The following is a 15,049-nucleotide window of genomic DNA, read 5'->3' on the forward strand; positions in this document are numbered from 1 at the left end:
TCGCGTCATTGGTTGCGCGGCTAGGGGGACGCGCAACTGGTTGTAGCCGCCGACAGTGGCATCCCGAAACCACCCGGGACTCCCACTGGAGGAGGTTTGAGGGAAGTGCGGTGATGTACGCCTACAGGGGTGTAGTGGCTATAGCGAGGTTGGTGTTGCGCCAGTGGGATAGTCGTGTGGTCGGCGCATGAGCTGAGGCGCAACAAACGATGGAGCCGAGATGAATGGTAAATCGCGTTCGTCAACTGATCAGGCCTACTCCGAGGTGGTCAACGCGCTGGGATCCAGCGTAGACGCGATTGTTCAGCGGGTTGCTGCACGCGTCCGGGGCGAGGTACCGGTCTACGACCAGCTCGATGACAACGCGCTGGGGGAGTCCATTCGAATCAATACCGCAGTGGCCGCGCAGGTGTTGCGGTCTGGGGCGCATGCGATGGATGTCCAGCTGTGCCACGACTTGGACTGTCTCGTCCGAGACCGGATGGCGGCGGGTTTTGGCAGCAACGACATGGTCCAAGGGCACAACGTGATCATGGGTGAGATTCATGCGTTGTTTGCGCAGCTGTCGGAGCAGTGGTCACTGCCGTCGGCGCGCACGGTAGAGGCAACCCAGACTCTATGGCAGGCAAGCAATCTCGTGCTGCAGCGCGCTACAGCTGTGATGCACGACGAAGCGCTGCAGCGCGCAGTGCGCGATATCCAGGTGCGCACCCGATTTGTGCGAGAGGTGGCCGCCGGCCAGCTGAGAGGCGTTGCCTTGGAACGACAGGCGAGTGCCTACGGCATCGATCATCGCAATACGTTCTTCGCTGTGCGGGCGCGCCCGGCTCATGACTGCAACATCGACCGGCTGGTACGGAGCCTTTTGGACCGCTCATCGGATTTGCACCGGCGCGGACTGATCGTCGCCGTCGATGGGGAGTGCATCGGTGTGCTGCCGAGCAAACCCGAAGGCGATTTCGATGCGCGTGTCGCGGTGGGCACACCACAGGTGCTCAACGACATATCACTGTCGTTCGCCGCGGCCGAGAAGGTCGCGATCTGGATGGACCGCCGTGGCGAGCAGGGCATCCGAGATCTGCAGAAGCTCTCGTGGCGGCTGCTGGCCGATGAGGACACCGCTGTGGCTCAGCTTCTCACTAGCAAGTACCTGCATCCCCTCGATATGCATCTGAGCCTCAAACCGCTGATCATCGACGCGCTGGCTGCGTACTTAGATCACGACCGTAACGTCAATCGCGCCGCGGAAGCACTGGTCATTCATCCGAACACGCTGCGTTATCGGCTTCGTAAGTACACCGAGATCGCTCACATCGAACTGGAAGAAACCGATCACCTTGTGGCGCTCGCGATAGCGCTGGAGGCCCACCGCGCCGTTGTCGCGGGCTACAACGGCGATGCATAACGTTTGACAGCGTCACCGATGACACCGTGTGCCGTGACGTCGACAATCGATAGTAGGTGGCCTTTCCCAACCGCGCCTATCTGATTGCATTTCGCGGTGGCTGACCTCACATGGATCTACCAGAGGAAGCGCGCATGGGTTACCGAGTCATCGTGGGAGTAGGAATGACCCACTTCGCTTCGCGGAGGCTGGCCCGGGGCCACGTTGGGCTAGCTGAGGAAACCGCGACGCGCGCGATCCGCGACATCGGAATGTCCTGCGGCCACTTCCAACAACCCCTACTGGCTAGCGCCAGGTGGCGAGTCGCCTGCGTCGTCATCAGGTCCAGGCGAGACGACAACTGGTGTCCACGAATTGCGCACTGAGCCAGGCACTGACGATTCGACATGGGCACGGACGCCGATGGCTACAACCGAGTCGCATACATAGAACGGAGAACAAACGCGTGCGCGTCATCGATTTCTTCGACGAAGCAGCATCACTTCACCCTGAACGGATGTTCGCCTCCGATGTTACGGGGGAGAGACAGTACACATTCGCAGACGGGGTGAAGTACTCGCACGAGGTCGCATGCGGGCTCCGGGAGGCAGGCGTAAGGGTTGGTGACCCCGTCGGCATACTCGCGCCCAACTGTCCAGAGGCACTGCTCACAACCTTTGCATTGTGGCGATGCGGTGCGGCCTGGGTTCCGTTGAATCCACGTAATGCACTCACGGCGACGTCAGACTTCGCCCGCGAAGTGGGACTCAAATATATTGTGCTGCACTCAGATTTCTCTGACCACGCAGAGGACCTCCTCGCGGCGATACCCACTTTGGAACTGATTATCGGTATCGGTCAGCGATGCGATGGTCAGCAGTTCGTCGATGATGTGATCGCGCGCGGGCGCGGACGCGAACTCGACGACTGGAACGATGTGCACGGTCGGCGCGATCTGGTGTGCGTTCTCGCTCCAACTGGAGGGACCACCGGGCGCTCGAAACCAGTCATGATCACGAATGACATCTGGACAACACTCATGAATCTGACGAGTCGGCACTTTCCTCCCACCCAGCATCCCGTCAACCTGATGTCTGCACCCATCACGCATGCGGCAGGTCTTTTCGCTGCTGTAATGGCTTGTCAGGGCGCGGGTACCGTCATACTTCGCAAATTCGACGCCCATGACGTCCTCGACGCAATCGAGGATCACGGCATCACTCATATGTTCCTCCCGCCGACCGCGCTCTACGACTTGGTGGACCTGCAGCAGCAGCAGCCCCGTGTCCTCGACAGCATGAGATTGCTGTGGCTGGCCGCAGCCCCGATCTCGCCAGATCGCCTGCGGCATGCCGTCAACGTCCTTGGCGGAATCATTGGGCAGTCCTTCGGCCAAGCGGAAGCACCCGGGTTTATTACCTGGATGCCCGCTGAGGAGATCGAAGCCGCAGCTGCGAATAATGACCTTAACCGACTCGCAAGTTGCGGTCTCCCAACCTGGGGCACTCAGGTAGAGGTAATGTCCGGCGAGGGTAAACTGCTTGGGCGCAACGCGGTTGGCGAGATCGTCGTTCGAGGACACCTGGTTACGCCAGGATACTTTGGTCGACCCGAAGAAACCGAAGCTGCCCACCAACACAACTGGCTCCACACTGGAGACATCGGCAGGATTGACAGCGATGGATACATATACATCGTCGATCGCAAACGGGACATGATCATCTCGGGCGGATTCAACATCTACCCATCGGAAATCGAAACCGTGCTCCTGAAGATGCCGTCGGTCAAACAATGTGCAGTATTCGGAGCCCCAGATGAGAGATGGGGCGAGAAGGTTGTTGCCGAGATCGTCCTCCATTCCGACTCCCAGGTCAAAACGCTTGATGTAATCGACACGGCTAAAAGGGAACTCGGATCGGTAAAGGCTCCAAAAGACGTGGTGTTCGTTGAGCAGCTTCCACACACTGCCAACGGCAAGATCGACAAGAGAGCGATCAGAGGCAAGTACTGGAAGACGCACGATCGCCGGATCTGACACTTGTCACCGCAGCCTTAACCGCCTGGCCCGCAATGGATATGTCGAGACGTTCAGGGACGAGTGAGCGTCATGCAGCATCTGCCGCCGGTCGAGATCAGCGGTTGCCTGACACCGAAGGCGCCGTCTACCCGCGGGCGAATTCGACGAGTAGCGTCAGCGCGGTGGCACTCGCTCCTGGAAACTGGCCCCGTTCCCTGCTTCGCGCGGTTCGTACTTTCAACAAGTACGTGCTCAACTCTGTTATGGGCCCGCTAGCCGGCCGAAAGAACTCGTATGCTGCAGCCATCCGGCATACCGGCAGAAAGTCGGGCAAACAGTACTCGACGCCGGTCGGAGCAGAGCGTATACCGGACGGGTTCATCATTCCGCTGGCATACGGGACCCAAGTGGACTGGCTGCAGAACGTGATTGTCGCCGGCAGGGCCACAATATCGGCCAACGGCGAAACGCACGACGTGACCAAACCCGAACTGATCGACGCATCGACGGCGTTGCCGATGATCTCGCCGAAGCAACGAAGGACCTATGAGCGCGTGGGGATTTCCCAGTATCTGACAGTGACGCTCGCCGAACCGCACTCAGGAGCCGACCCCCGGAACTGAGCTCCCGCATGTACTAGCCTGGTTCGCTGGAAAGACCACCGCGGTTGGTCCGGCGGACGTGCGTTATCACGATGAGCTGCGTAGGCAGGCCGCGGACGCGGCGGCGGCGATAAAAGCGGTGACAGTGCTGCGGTGGTCGTGGGCATTGTGGGCCAGGACGATGCTGCTCGTGCCCGCGTCCCTGACGGGAACGCAGACGGTCGCCGGCGGTACCGGCGACACTAGCGAGCGCGGTAGGACCGCGACAGCGCGTCCGATCTGGACCAAGGGAACCAGTTCGGTGACATCCTCGATTTCAGGCCCCGCGCTGTGGTCGTTCGGAACGCCGACCCAGCGCGGGAAGGTCTCTGCGGCAAGGTCCTTCATGCGGATGCCAGCCCGTCCGGCCAGAGGATGGGTCTTTGGCAGGAGTGCGACGCGATCCTCGACGTGCAGGGGCACCGTCGTGAAACCGGTGAGATCATCGAACGGGGCGTAGAGCAATGCGACATCGGCCTGCCCGTCACGAAGGACCTGGGACCGGCTCGTGCCGCTGCAGAACACGATTTCCACCCGCCCCGCATACTGCTGCTCGGCATAGGCGGCGAGTAGGCCCGGCAGAAGGCCCGCATCCCCTCCTGGCTTCATCGCGAGCCGCAGATGATCGGGTTCACCGGCCTGTTGAGTTTTGTGCACGGCGATGTCCATCGCGTTGAGGGCGTGCCTGCCGTGTTCCAAAAGAGCCTGACCGGCTGCAGTCAGCGTGACGCTGCGACTGGTGCGGACGAACAGATCCACGCTCAGACGCGATTCGATGCGCTGGATCGTCTTGGACAACGCGGGCTGAGCGATGCGCAGCTGTCGCGCCGCGCGGCCAAAATGCAGCTGCTCGGCGACAGCCACGAAGTAGCGCAACTCCCGCATCTCCAGCATTTCCATTCCACTAGACTATCGATCCAGGCCAGATGTGTATTGGACGAGCGCGCTGTCGCCGGGTTGAACTATCTGCATGATCACCCATACGATGCTGGTCTCGTTTGCAGATCCCATTCCCGACGACGAACTCGAACGATTCGTCTCTGATATCGAAAAAGCGATGTCAGGCACCGGTGTAGTGCGCCGATTCCAGGCGCAGCGGCACATCGCTGTCGATGGCGAGCAGGCGATCCCGGCGTTCATCGCGACCGCCGTGCTGCAATTCGGGGTGGCGAACGAAGCCGACCTTGCGACGTTGTTCGCGGCTCCTGACGCGGGCGCGGTCATCCACACCTGGCAGGCCCGCCACCCATATCGGGTGGCGTGGGCGAACCACGAGGTGTTGGAGTGACCGGGTTGGCCGGGAAGGCGAGCCTGGTCACCGGCGCGGGGAGCGGGATCGGCCGCGCCATCGCGATCGGTCTCGCGCAGCGCGGCGTGGCGGTCGCGGTCCTCGACCTGAACCGGCCCGCTGCCGAGCAGACCGCCGAAACCATTATCGGGACAGGTGGTCAGGCCATCGCAGTTGCCGTGGACATCGCCGATGAGGACGCTGTGCGCGCCGCAGTGTGCGCAGTGGCTAACGAGTTCGGGAAGCTGGACGTCGCGGTGAACAATGCCGCCGTCCCCTCCACCAACCAGGACCTGACCGACATGTCCGGCAGACACTGGGAACGGGTGTTGCAGATCAATCTCACCGGCACGTTCTTCTGTCTCAAACACGAGATCCCGCAGATGATTCGGGCCGGCGGCGGGGCCATAGTCAACATCGCCTCCAACGGCGGACTGCATGCCATCCCGCGCGCTCCGGCGTACGTGGCCAGCAAGCACGGCGTGGTAGGGCTGACCAAGGTCGCCGCCGTCGACTACGCGCGAGACGGCATCCGCGTGAACGCCGTCGCGCCGGCGATCGCCCGCACCGCAATGTTCGACGAGGTCGCTGACGGAACCGACATGGTCGCGCAGCAGGAAGCCGTTACGCCGCTCGGCAGGCTAGCAACACCGCGGGAGATCGCCGACGCCGCGATCTGGCTGTGCTCCAACGAGGCCTCCTACATCACAGGCACTGTGCTATCTGTCGACGGCGGACGCCGAGCATGAAGTGAAAGGACATCGATGACACTGAGAGGGATCGTCGCTGTCGAGGAGCACGTCGCCACGGGCGCATTCCTGAATGCAGCGCATCGGCTCGAGGTCGATCCCGCCGACCGGCGCGAGCTCGAACTGATGCGCACAGTTGAACGCCAGGAGCGATTCCGCACTGCGCTGACCGACATCGGCGCCCGCATTGCGGCAATGGATGCCGCAGGCCAGGCGATGGCGGTTCTCAGCATCAATCCGCCCGGCGTGCAGCCTTATCCCGTCACCGACGCCGTGCCCTTGGCGCAGGCGGTCAACGACGACCTCGCCGCCATCGTGCGGTGTCATCCGGATCGTTTCGGCGCACTCGGCACCATTGCGCCGCAGGCGATAGATGCGGCTACCAAGGAGATCGAACGCATCATGGGCCCGCTCGGACTCAATGGCGTGATGATCAACTCCCACACTCATGGCAGCTACCTCGACGAGCCCGAGTTCGAGCCCATTCTGGCTGCCGCGCAAGCGCACAGTGCGCCCATCTATTTGCATCCGCGATTCCCCAGCACGCCCACCCCCTATGACGTCTACGGGCTTCAAGCCGCCATCTGGGGCTACCAGGCCGAGGCCGGCCTACATGCCATGCGCCTGATCATGAGCGGAACGTTCGACAAGTACCCGGACCTGACCATCGTCCTGGGGCATCTAGGCGAAGGAATTCCCTACTGGCTCAGGCGCATTGACAACAGGTACGCATTCGCGACCCAAGTGTCCGGGTCCGCCGGCTCGATGCCGGCACTCGAACTGACACCCAGTGAGTACTTTCGTCGCAACTTCGTCCTCACGACGAGCGGCATCGACGATCCTGCCGTGCTCGACCTCGCCCTCGACGCGGTCGGCGATGACAACATCATGTTCGCCGTCGACACCCCCTACGAAGACACCGCCACCGCGGTCCGCTTCCTGCGCGACGCGCCCCTGACTGACACGCAGCGAATCAATATCGCCCACCGCACCGCTGAACGGGTATTCGGTGTTGAGTGCTCCGCCCCCGGCAGGATCGCGCCCGACTGACCGCTACACCAACACATTTGCCTTATGCAATGCTGCACAGCATAGTCGAGCTGTCATACGCCAGCTCAGCTATCGTGCGCGCGTCCCAGCGTGGGTAGGTTGTTTTGTTGCCGGAGTATCAGTTCTTGTCGTTGAACGCGGTCAGGGTATCGATGATGTCGGCGATTGCGGTTGTGATGGCATGCGGCCGGTCCAGCGGGATGTTGTGGCCGGCATCGATCACGACGTGCCGGCCCTGGGGAGCTTGAGATGCCAGCCTTCTGTGGCTGGCGAGGATGGCGCGATGTGTCTTCGCAAGAAGTCGTGAGATGCGGTTGCCGCTGAGAACTGTCACGGGTACGTCAGGCAGTGGGCGGCGCATGTATGGGGCGGAGAGCGCCTTTATCCAGCCGCGAGTTTCGCGTGCTTGGTTTTGGGTTGCGGCGACGGTGAGCTCGTAGTGTTTGGCCTCTGCGGCATAGGTGGCCGGCAGGATCGGGTCGACGAGTTTTCCGACCATCCACCGCGTGGCGCCGATATGTGCGAGTGCCTGTGTCGCTACCGCGTAGGCCCGGAGGGCAAGTCGGTAGCTGTGGCTCCGCAGTGAGGCGACGTCAGTGCACGCACCGTCAACGAAGACCAAGCCGGCGATCCGCGCGGACGTGTCTTGAGCCGCATAGGCTTGGATGATCGACGCACCGACGCTGTGGCCGACAAGGATGACCTTGGCTCGGGGCCGAGGCGCGGTGACGGCATCGATGACTGCCCCAAGGTCACTGGCCATCCGTTCAACAGTGCGCAGTTCGAAATCGACATCGCTATTGCCATAGCCCGCCCGGCAATACACGACAGTCTGCGTTCGCTCGGCCACCTCGGGTTGGACGAGGCCCCAAAATGTGTGCGCGACACCCAAACCCGATTCGAAGACCACGATGAACTCTTGGCAGCCACCGCTCGGATGCGTGGTCATGTACTGCAGACGGCGACGGTCGGAGGTCTGGGCGAACGCAATCGTGCCAAACGGACTCGTTTCGAATGTACCTGCAGCGCGCGGCTCATTCGCCATCTGAACGAAGCTACCAAAAGTGATGGAAGATGGGCGATGGCCGCTTGCGGGCGAACTGCCAACGCGTCAGCGTCGCGGCAGCCCGATCAATTCCTCGGTCAGTGCGCGCGCGGCCGTGATGGGCTTGGTGGAGCGCTCCAGTTTGGAACCCAGCAGCGCGCCGTCGTAGAGCAGCTGGATGTTGCGGGCCAGCGTCACGGGGGAGCTGACGCCGACCTGTTTCAGCAGGGCGGTCAGCGTGACCCGTAGCCACTCGCGGTGTGCCAGTACCGGTTCGAGCTCCACGCCGGGGTATTCGGTGGCAGCGTTGGCATACAGGCAGCCGCGGTAGTCACGCCGGGTCGCCGAGCCTGAGGCGAGGTCGAAAAAGGTCAGGATTCGGCCCACCGGATCATCGACCCCGGCCACCGCCTGTTCCCAGCGGTTGCGATCAGCGTGATCCAAATCGGTGAGGTAGGCGATCACCAACGCGTCTTTCGAGCCGTAGGTGCTGTAGAGACTCGCCTTGGCGACCCCGGCCTCGCGCAGGATCTGGTCGATGCCGACGGCGCGAATGCCCTGGCTGGCGAACAGTTCTGCTGCGGTATTGAGCAATCGCTGAGCCGGCGGAACCGCGCCGACGGGCGGCGCACCCTTGGGTGCGGTGGCGGTCTGGGGCGTGCTCATGCCGTCAGCGTAGCCCGGAACGCTCAATAGACAGACCTGTCTGTCTATGCGAGTGTCGGTGCCGTTCCACCCCTGCGATGCCGAGGATTGCCACGTGACTCTGTACCTCTACGAAATCACCCCTGATGCCACCGATGCCGCTGCGGTGGGACAGCTTCTCAAGACGCTCGACGCCGAGATTGCCGGCGGCGCTGGCGAACTGATCGAAGCTCAGGTCACGGCGCAGCGCCGGAGGATCTTCGCGATCGCCGAATTCGCACAGGATGCGGCCACCCTGGACGCCACCCAGTTGGCTGCCGCCACCGTCGCGGGCCCGCATCAGGTCCGGCTGGTCGGCGCGGACCTGTCGGCTCTCAAAGCCGCCCGCCCGCAGGCCGGTTACCTGGTCGAGTGGGACCTGCCGGCCGAACTCGACATGGAGTCCTATCTGGCCCGCAAGAAGGCCAACGCCCCCAAGTACGCCGACGTGCCCGAGGTCCAGTTCCTGCGCACCTATGTCCGTGAGGACATGGACAAGTGCCTGTGTTTCTACGACGCACCCGACGAGGCTGCGGTGCGCCGGGCCCGCGACGCGGTGAGCACGCCGATCGACCGGCTGCATGGATTGGACGGGCCGCTCACGTGACCGCCGCGCTCGCGGAGTCCGCCCTGGACCGGGTGGCGCACACCGTCGCCGCTCGCGCCGCCGATCTCGATGAGCAGCGCACCGATGTCCGCACCGATCTGGCCGAACTCGGCCAGGCCGGGCTGCTCGACCTCGACTTGGCCGACATGGCTCGTGTCATCGACGAGGTGTCGGCCAACAGCCTCGCCGTCGGCTTCTCCGCATGGGCGCACCACATGACCATCCGGTACCTGCACGCCGCGCCCAGCGGTGGGTTCGGTGGGCACGTCAGCAGCCTCGCCACGGCAGACCGGATTGGCGTCACTGCAATGGCGGCCGGGCTCAAGCAGGTCGCCGGTCTCGGGCCGGTTCCGATCACCGGCGATACCGACGACGCAGACCTGATCGTCAGCGGACCGATTCGCTGGGCCTCCAACGTGTTTCCCGACGCACTGATCGTGATGCCGGTCCGTGTCGGGGAGCGGACACTGGTCGTCGCGGTGGACGCCGGTGCCGACGGTGTAACCGTCAACCCCGCCCCAGCGCTCACCGCACTCGGGGCCACCGCGTCGACATCGTTGCGCCTGGACGGGGTGCGGGTGCCGGCACATCAGGTGCTCGCCACCGACCTGGATGCGTTCGTCGCCGGGATCCGGCCGGCGTTCTTGTTGTTGCAGACCGCGTTCTGCGTCGGCGTCACTCGGGCTGCACTGACCGCGGCCACCGAGGCGCACACCGGCCCGCTGGCACGGTTCGGCATCGAACTCGACGATGCGGTCGCCCGCGCCGAGGGCGTCAGATCGCGGCTGTACAGCTGGGCTGCGGACTTCGGTGCGGCGACGGTGCCCGACCTGATCCGGCTGCGGCTGGATGCGGCGCGGGTGGCTGTCGACGTCACCAGGCTGGAGCTCTCGTTGACCGGCGGCGCCGGCTACACCCTGGGAAGTGCCGCCAACCGGCGGTTCCGGGAAGCAGCCTTCCTGCCCGTGCAATCACCTTCGGAAGGACAACTGCGGTGGGAACTCACGCGCTACGAATAGCGCACGGCACCAGGAACTTCGGTGGGGTACCGGCGCTGACCGACATCGATCTCCAGATCCGCACGGGGGAATTTCTCGCGGTGCTGGGTCCCAGTGGCAGCGGCAAGTCGACGTTGCTGCGAATCTGCGCCGGACTGGACGCCCTGAGCTCAGGCACACTGACCTGGTCGGGTGACGGTAGCCGGCCCCGTACCGGGGTGGTTTTCCAACAGCCGCTGCTGATGCCGTGGCTGAGCGTCGCGGACAACGTGGCCTTCGCCCGCCGGTTCACCGCGCAACGCAGCGGTTTCGACGCCGACGACGCCGCGAAACTCATCACCCGGTTCGGATTGGACCACCTGGCCGCGCGGTACCCCGACGAGCTGTCGGGTGGGCAGGCCCAACGGGTGGCGATTCTGCGTGCCGTCGCGACCCGCCCGCAACTGCTGCTCCTCGATGAACCGTTCAGCGCGCTGGATCCGGCCACCCGTACCGATCTGGTCGGCTGGCTCCGAGAGCTGGCACGGGAACTGGACGTCACCGTGGTGCTCGTAACCCACGATGTCGACGAGGCGTTGTCGTTGGCGCAGCGCATCGTGCTGCTGGACGCAGGCCGGATCCGCGCGGACTGGACGGTCGGCAGTGATGGAACCCCCACGCGCGGTGAGATTCTCGCGCAGTATCGAGCCGATGCCGCGGTGGAGGTGCTGTGACGGTGCTGACCCGGCGCTCCCTGCTGGCCGGAGCGGCCGGATTGACCGCTGCCGGTGGACTCTTCGGCCTCGGCGGGCTGGCGCACAGTGCCGTGAGCAGTGCACCAGGCGACGAGGGTGCGCTGCGGGTGGGCTATCTGCCCATCACCGATGCCGCGCCGCTGTTGATGGCTCACAGTGCCGGGCTGTACCCCGCCGGGGCGGTGAGTTCGGCACGGCCGGTGCTGTTCCGCAGCTGGGCTGCGCTGGCCGAGGCATTCATCACGCGGCAGGTCGACGTCGTACACCTGCTGATGCCGATGGCCGTCCAGTTGCGCTACACCCTGGGCGCCGGGGTCCGCGTGCTGGGTTGGAACCACACGAACGGATCGGCGCTGACGGTGGCGCCGCACATCCGGGAGTTGAGCGATCTGGCCGGCACTCAGGTGGCCATCCCGTTCTGGTGGTCGATCCACAACATCGTGTTGCAGCAACTACTTCGGGCCCATGGCCTGCGACCAGTGTTGCGGCGCAGCGCTTCCCGTGCGGACCGAACCGTGGAACTGATCGTGATGAGTCCGTCGGACATGGTGCCCGCCCTGGCCAACGGCACGCTGAGCGGGTACGTGGTGGCCGACCCGTTCAACGCTGTCGCGCAGATCAAGAAGATCGGCCACATCCATACCTTCCTCGGCGACGTCTGGCGCGATCACGCCTGTTGCGCCTTGGTCACGCGGGAGGACGTCATCGCGAGCCGACCGCAGGCCGTGCAGGCCGTCGCCGATGCGGTGGTGGGCGCGCAGCAGCGCATCGATGGCGACCGCGCGGCCGCGGCGACGGCGCTGACCGGCGGTAGATATCTACCGCAGCCGACACCGGCGATCGCACTCGCGCTGACCTATCCCGAACCGCCCTATGCGCTGACACATCCGGATTGGCAGCCGCAGCGTCTAGGGTTTCAGCCTTTTCCGTATCCGAGCTTCACCCGCCGCCTCGCCGAGGCCATGCACGACACCGTCGTCGACGGCGACCGCCGGTTCCTGGACCGGCTCGACCCCGATGCGGTGCACACCGACCTCGTGGAGGACCGATTCGTCCGCCGGGCTCTCACCGATCACGGCGGGCCCGGCGCCTTCGGACTGGCCGCCGATCTCACCCGAACCGAACAGGTGCAACCGCTATGACCACTGTCACCGCCAACAAAGCCCAGACATCAGAAGGTGTTTCGAGCTGGTGGGGCCGTTTCGCGCCGCCCGTCGTCGCGCTCCTGGCCGCCGTCGTGCTGTGGTGGTTCGCGACCTCAGTACTCAGCGGCCCAGAATCGGTGCTGCGTCAGACCGCGCCGCAGCGCGTCTTTCCGGCGCTGGCCGAGCTCCTCGAGCGCGGCGTGCTGCTCAGCGATCTCGGCGTCAGCCTGTGGCGGTTGTTGATCGGTCTGGCCGTCGCGGCCGTGATCGGGATGCCGCTGGGTTTGTTGGTCGGGTCTTCTGGCATCGCCGAGCGCGCCGGCGGGCCGATCATCGCCTTCCTGCGGATGATCTCTCCACTGTCATGGACACCGATTGCCCTGGCGGTGTTCGGCATCGGCAACCAACCCGTGATCTTCCTGATCGTGGTGGCCGCGGTTTGGCCGGTGCTGCTGAACACCGCGGCAGGGGTGCGCGCCGTGGACCCGGGGCTGCTCAACGTGGCGCGCTCATTTCACGCCACGCGCTGGGAGTTGCTGCTCGCCGTGGTCCTGCCTGCGATCCGTACCCACGTGCAGACCGGGATCCGGCTGGCGCTCGGCGTCGCGTGGATCGTTCTGGTGCCCGCCGAGATGCTCGGGGTGCGTTCGGGTCTGGGCTATCAGATCCTGAACGCTCGCGACCAGTTGGCCTACGACCAGGTGGTCGCGGTCATCGTCGTCATCGGTGTGCTGGGATTCCTGCTCGACGCTGCCGCGCGCTGGCTTTTGAATCCGGCCCGTCGCAGCTGACCGTGTCGAGCGCACTCATACCGGCAAAGTCGTTTTCGGCCTCAGCGCCCACCGCTGATGCTTCGCGAAATGCCTACTGACCGACGTGGTAGGCGATGTCGATCCATCCTTGGGCCCACCGGTCGTCGGGGCCGGTGGCGACGGACTGACGGCGGCAGGTTGCGGGGCCGGAACGGTGTTCGCCGGCGAGACCTTGATCTCGCGCCATGCGAGGCCTCCCGCGCGACTTCGTCGGACATCAGGTCGTTTCGTCCCGGCAGGCCAGCGCCGCCGCTACGAACTCATCCCGTACCGGGTTGTCGGTCGCCGCGTCCCAGATGAGCGTCACGCGGGACGGGGCGAGATCCTCGATCGGAACGGCGTTGACGTCGGGACGACGGTAGTACGTTGTCGTGGAGTGCGGCAGGATGACGAAACCCTCACGCGCGGCGACATGTTCGAGTTTGTCCTCCACAGTGCGGAACTCCTCGCGGGGCGGTGCCCAACGCTGACCGGGCGCAATGACTGCGGACTGCCAACCCGGAATCATCGCGGGGTCCGGCAGCAGCAACACCCGTGACGCGAGATCGGCCAGGCGCACCGACGCACGGTTCAGAAGGACATCATCCGCCGGCAGTACCGCATCCATCGGCTCTTCCAGGAGCGGGGTGCTTCCCAGCCCGCGGTGGTCGACGGGTTCCCGCGCATAGACGACGTCGACCTCGCCGGCCCGGACCAATTGTGCTTGCTCGTGCCACGGGATTTGACGCACGACCGCGCGGCGGCGAGGGTCGGCCGCTTCCCACGCCGCGGCGGCCGCTGTGGCGCGCAGCCCGGCCATCACCCCCACGGTCAACGTCACGTTGTGCCCGGCGGTCTGGGATAGCCTCTGCCGCAGTGCTTTTGCTTCATCGAGTAGCACTTTGGCGTCCCGGAGCAGCTGGGTGCCCGCCGCGGTCAGCTGGGTTCCACTCGAATTGCGGTCCAAGAGCGTCACGCCGAGTTCGCCTTCGAACGCCCGGATCTGCCGTGACAGCACCGGCTGGGCGATGTGGAGACGCTGCGCCGCCCTGCCGAAATTGAGCTCCTCGGCGACAGCGACGAAATACCGCAGTTTTCGCAGATCGAGGTCCGGCGTGCTCATGCCTTGAGGGTATCGCCGCGCGACGAAAAGGGTCTTGGACGAGCGGCCTGAGGCGAACTCACAGTGGAGGCATGAACCTCAAGAACGCACGTGTCCTGATCATCGGCGGCACCTCCGGCATCGGGCTCGGGGTGGCAGCAGTGGTGGCTGACCGTGGCGGCATCCCGATCGTGGTGTCGCGGAGCCAGTCCAACGTCGATCGAGCTGTCGCCGAACTGGGTGAGAACGCCCGGGGGATGACTGTCGACCTCGGTGACCCGGCTTCCCTCGGTCACCTCGTCGACGAGATCGGCCAGATCGAACACCTGGTGTTCAGCGCGGGTGAGCCGCTCACGATGGTTGGTCTGACCGAGCTGACCACCGCGGCGATCACCGATTTCCTCGGTACGCGCTTCGTCGGTCAACTACAAGCAGTCCGCGTTTTCGCCCCCCGCATCACTCCCGGCGGGTCGATCACGCTCACCAGCGGCACAGCCGCCGACAAGCCGGGGCTGGGGGTGCTGCCGACCGCCATCTGCGGCGCGATCAACGCGATGACCAGAGCGCTGGCTGTTGAGCTCGCGCCGTTACGCGTCAACGCCGTCGCCCCCGGACCCATCGAGACGCCGCTGTGGTCGGCGTTCGGCGAGGCCGACCGGGACGCCGTCTACGAGCAGTTCGCGAGCAACCTCCCCGCTGGGCGGATCGGTCAGCCGACCGACACCGCACTGGCGTACGCCTATCTGATGGAGCAGGAGTTCGGTACCGGGGTGGTGCTGACAGTGGATGGCGGCACGACCTTGGTGTGACGCCC

The 15,049-nt window shown here is 64.6% G+C and carries 17 protein-coding genes; 12 read left to right on the plus strand and 5 right to left on the minus strand.

Features of this window, described 5'->3' with window-relative positions; all coding sequences use genetic code 11:
• The first annotated feature begins 220 nt into the window (after window positions 1–220).
• From H977_RS0105950 to H977_RS0105960, 3 genes are all read left to right on the plus strand, one after another.
• Window positions 221–1,405, plus strand: a complete 1,185-nt coding sequence (locus tag H977_RS0105950) for a PucR family transcriptional regulator (RefSeq protein ID WP_036475191.1) — start codon at window positions 221–223, stop codon at window positions 1,403–1,405.
• 445 nt (window positions 1,406–1,850) lie between these two features.
• Window positions 1,851–3,419 (plus strand): class I adenylate-forming enzyme family protein, encoded by a 1,569-nt coding sequence (locus tag H977_RS0105955; protein ID WP_036475194.1) that lies wholly within the window; start codon window positions 1,851–1,853, stop codon window positions 3,417–3,419.
• Window positions 3,420–3,583: 164 nt separating this feature from the next.
• On the plus strand, window positions 3,584–4,024 hold the full coding sequence (locus H977_RS0105960; RefSeq protein WP_196808172.1) for a PNPOx family protein: 441 nt from the start codon (window positions 3,584–3,586) through the stop codon (window positions 4,022–4,024).
• A gap of 66 nt (window positions 4,025–4,090) precedes the next feature.
• Here the strand turns inward: H977_RS0105960 and H977_RS0105965 are convergent, their stop codons facing one another.
• Window positions 4,091–4,942, minus strand: a complete 852-nt coding sequence (locus H977_RS0105965; RefSeq protein ID WP_029106991.1) for a LysR family transcriptional regulator — start codon at window positions 4,940–4,942, stop codon at window positions 4,091–4,093.
• Window positions 4,943–5,012: 70 nt separating this feature from the next.
• Here H977_RS0105965 and H977_RS0105970 point away from each other — a divergent pair, with 70 nt between their 5' ends.
• From H977_RS0105970 to H977_RS32630, 3 genes are read left to right on the plus strand one after another with little or no spacing between them, the layout of a single operon-like run.
• Complete coding sequence (locus H977_RS0105970; RefSeq protein ID WP_029106992.1) at window positions 5,013–5,330, plus strand: hypothetical protein; 318 nt, start codon at window positions 5,013–5,015, stop codon at window positions 5,328–5,330.
• Window positions 5,327–6,079 carry an SDR family NAD(P)-dependent oxidoreductase gene (locus H977_RS0105975; protein ID WP_029106993.1) on the plus strand — a complete coding sequence of 251 codons (753 nt, stop codon included), beginning with the start codon at window positions 5,327–5,329 and terminating at the stop codon, window positions 6,077–6,079. Before H977_RS0105970 ends, H977_RS0105975 begins: the two co-directional genes overlap by 4 nt.
• Window positions 6,080–6,094: 15 nt before the next feature.
• Complete coding sequence (locus H977_RS32630) at window positions 6,095–7,129, plus strand: amidohydrolase family protein (RefSeq protein ID WP_036475198.1); 1,035 nt, start codon at window positions 6,095–6,097, stop codon at window positions 7,127–7,129.
• Window positions 7,130–7,247: 118 nt separating this feature from the next.
• Here H977_RS32630 and H977_RS32635 read toward each other — a convergent pair whose 3' ends face one another.
• Both H977_RS32635 and H977_RS0105990 read right to left on the minus strand, forming a co-directional pair.
• Window positions 7,248–8,174: an alpha/beta fold hydrolase gene (locus tag H977_RS32635; RefSeq protein ID WP_051288692.1), complete on the minus strand. Its 927-nt coding sequence runs from the start codon at window positions 8,172–8,174 to the stop codon at window positions 7,248–7,250.
• 66 nt (window positions 8,175–8,240) lie between these two features.
• Complete coding sequence (locus tag H977_RS0105990) at window positions 8,241–8,840, minus strand: TetR/AcrR family transcriptional regulator (RefSeq protein ID WP_029106994.1); 600 nt, start codon at window positions 8,838–8,840, stop codon at window positions 8,241–8,243.
• Between the two features lie 94 nt (window positions 8,841–8,934).
• On the opposite strand from H977_RS0105990, the gene H977_RS0105995 reads away from it, so the two are divergent.
• From H977_RS0105995 to H977_RS0106015, 5 genes are read left to right on the plus strand one after another with little or no spacing between them, the layout of a single operon-like run.
• Window positions 8,935–9,465: a DUF4242 domain-containing protein gene (locus H977_RS0105995; RefSeq protein ID WP_029106995.1), complete on the plus strand. Its 531-nt coding sequence runs from the start codon at window positions 8,935–8,937 to the stop codon at window positions 9,463–9,465.
• Window positions 9,462–10,484: an acyl-CoA dehydrogenase family protein gene (locus tag H977_RS0106000; RefSeq protein ID WP_029106996.1), complete on the plus strand. Its 1,023-nt coding sequence runs from the start codon at window positions 9,462–9,464 to the stop codon at window positions 10,482–10,484. The genes H977_RS0105995 and H977_RS0106000 overlap by 4 nt, the downstream gene beginning before the upstream one ends.
• Window positions 10,460–11,176: an ABC transporter ATP-binding protein gene (locus H977_RS0106005; protein WP_029106997.1), complete on the plus strand. Its 717-nt coding sequence runs from the start codon at window positions 10,460–10,462 to the stop codon at window positions 11,174–11,176. Before H977_RS0106000 ends, H977_RS0106005 begins: the two co-directional genes overlap by 25 nt.
• Complete coding sequence (locus tag H977_RS0106010) at window positions 11,173–12,339, plus strand: ABC transporter substrate-binding protein (RefSeq protein ID WP_029106998.1); 1,167 nt, start codon at window positions 11,173–11,175, stop codon at window positions 12,337–12,339. The genes H977_RS0106005 and H977_RS0106010 overlap by 4 nt, the downstream gene beginning before the upstream one ends.
• Entirely contained in the window at window positions 12,336–13,133 is a 798-nt protein-coding gene (locus H977_RS0106015) for an ABC transporter permease (protein WP_029106999.1), read from the plus strand. The genes H977_RS0106010 and H977_RS0106015 overlap by 4 nt, the downstream gene beginning before the upstream one ends.
• A 73-nt stretch (window positions 13,134–13,206) precedes the next feature.
• Here H977_RS0106015 and H977_RS36030 read toward each other — a convergent pair whose 3' ends face one another.
• Window positions 13,207–13,341: a hypothetical protein gene (locus H977_RS36030; protein ID WP_286162626.1), complete on the minus strand. Its 135-nt coding sequence runs from the start codon at window positions 13,339–13,341 to the stop codon at window positions 13,207–13,209.
• Window positions 13,342–13,371: 30 nt separating this feature from the next.
• Window positions 13,372–14,256 (minus strand): LysR family transcriptional regulator, encoded by an 885-nt coding sequence (locus H977_RS0106025; protein ID WP_029107000.1) that lies wholly within the window; start codon window positions 14,254–14,256, stop codon window positions 13,372–13,374.
• Window positions 14,257–14,327: 71 nt separating this feature from the next.
• On the opposite strand from H977_RS0106025, the gene H977_RS0106030 reads away from it, so the two are divergent.
• The gene (locus H977_RS0106030; protein ID WP_029107001.1) at window positions 14,328–15,044 is read left to right on the plus strand and encodes an SDR family oxidoreductase; all 717 of its coding nucleotides are present in this window, start codon (window positions 14,328–14,330) and stop codon (window positions 15,042–15,044) included.
• Window positions 15,045–15,049 lie beyond the last annotated feature (5 nt).

The sequence above is a fragment of the Mycobacterium sp. URHD0025 genome (assembly GCF_000426065.1).
Lineage (GTDB): Bacteria > Actinomycetota > Actinomycetes > Mycobacteriales > Mycobacteriaceae > Mycobacterium.

Coding starts and splice junctions, on each gene's coding strand:
- H977_RS32630 (WP_036475198.1), top strand. CDS start 6,095: ATGACACTGAGAGGGATCGTCGCTGTCGAGGAGCACGTCGCCACGGGC.
- H977_RS36030 (WP_286162626.1), bottom strand. CDS start 13,341: ATGGCGCGAGATCAAGGTCTCGCCGGCGAACACCGTTCCGGCCCCGCA.
- H977_RS0105950 (WP_036475191.1), top strand. CDS start 221: ATGAATGGTAAATCGCGTTCGTCAACTGATCAGGCCTACTCCGAGGTG.
- H977_RS0105965 (WP_029106991.1), bottom strand. CDS start 4,942: ATGGAAATGCTGGAGATGCGGGAGTTGCGCTACTTCGTGGCTGTCGCC.
- H977_RS0105970 (WP_029106992.1), top strand. CDS start 5,013: ATGATCACCCATACGATGCTGGTCTCGTTTGCAGATCCCATTCCCGAC.
- H977_RS0105990 (WP_029106994.1), bottom strand. CDS start 8,840: ATGAGCACGCCCCAGACCGCCACCGCACCCAAGGGTGCGCCGCCCGTC.
- H977_RS0106025 (WP_029107000.1), bottom strand. CDS start 14,256: ATGAGCACGCCGGACCTCGATCTGCGAAAACTGCGGTATTTCGTCGCT.
- H977_RS32635 (WP_051288692.1), bottom strand. CDS start 8,174: ATGGCGAATGAGCCGCGCGCTGCAGGTACATTCGAAACGAGTCCGTTT.
- H977_RS0106015 (WP_029106999.1), top strand. CDS start 12,336: ATGACCACTGTCACCGCCAACAAAGCCCAGACATCAGAAGGTGTTTCG.
- H977_RS0106030 (WP_029107001.1), top strand. CDS start 14,328: ATGAACCTCAAGAACGCACGTGTCCTGATCATCGGCGGCACCTCCGGC.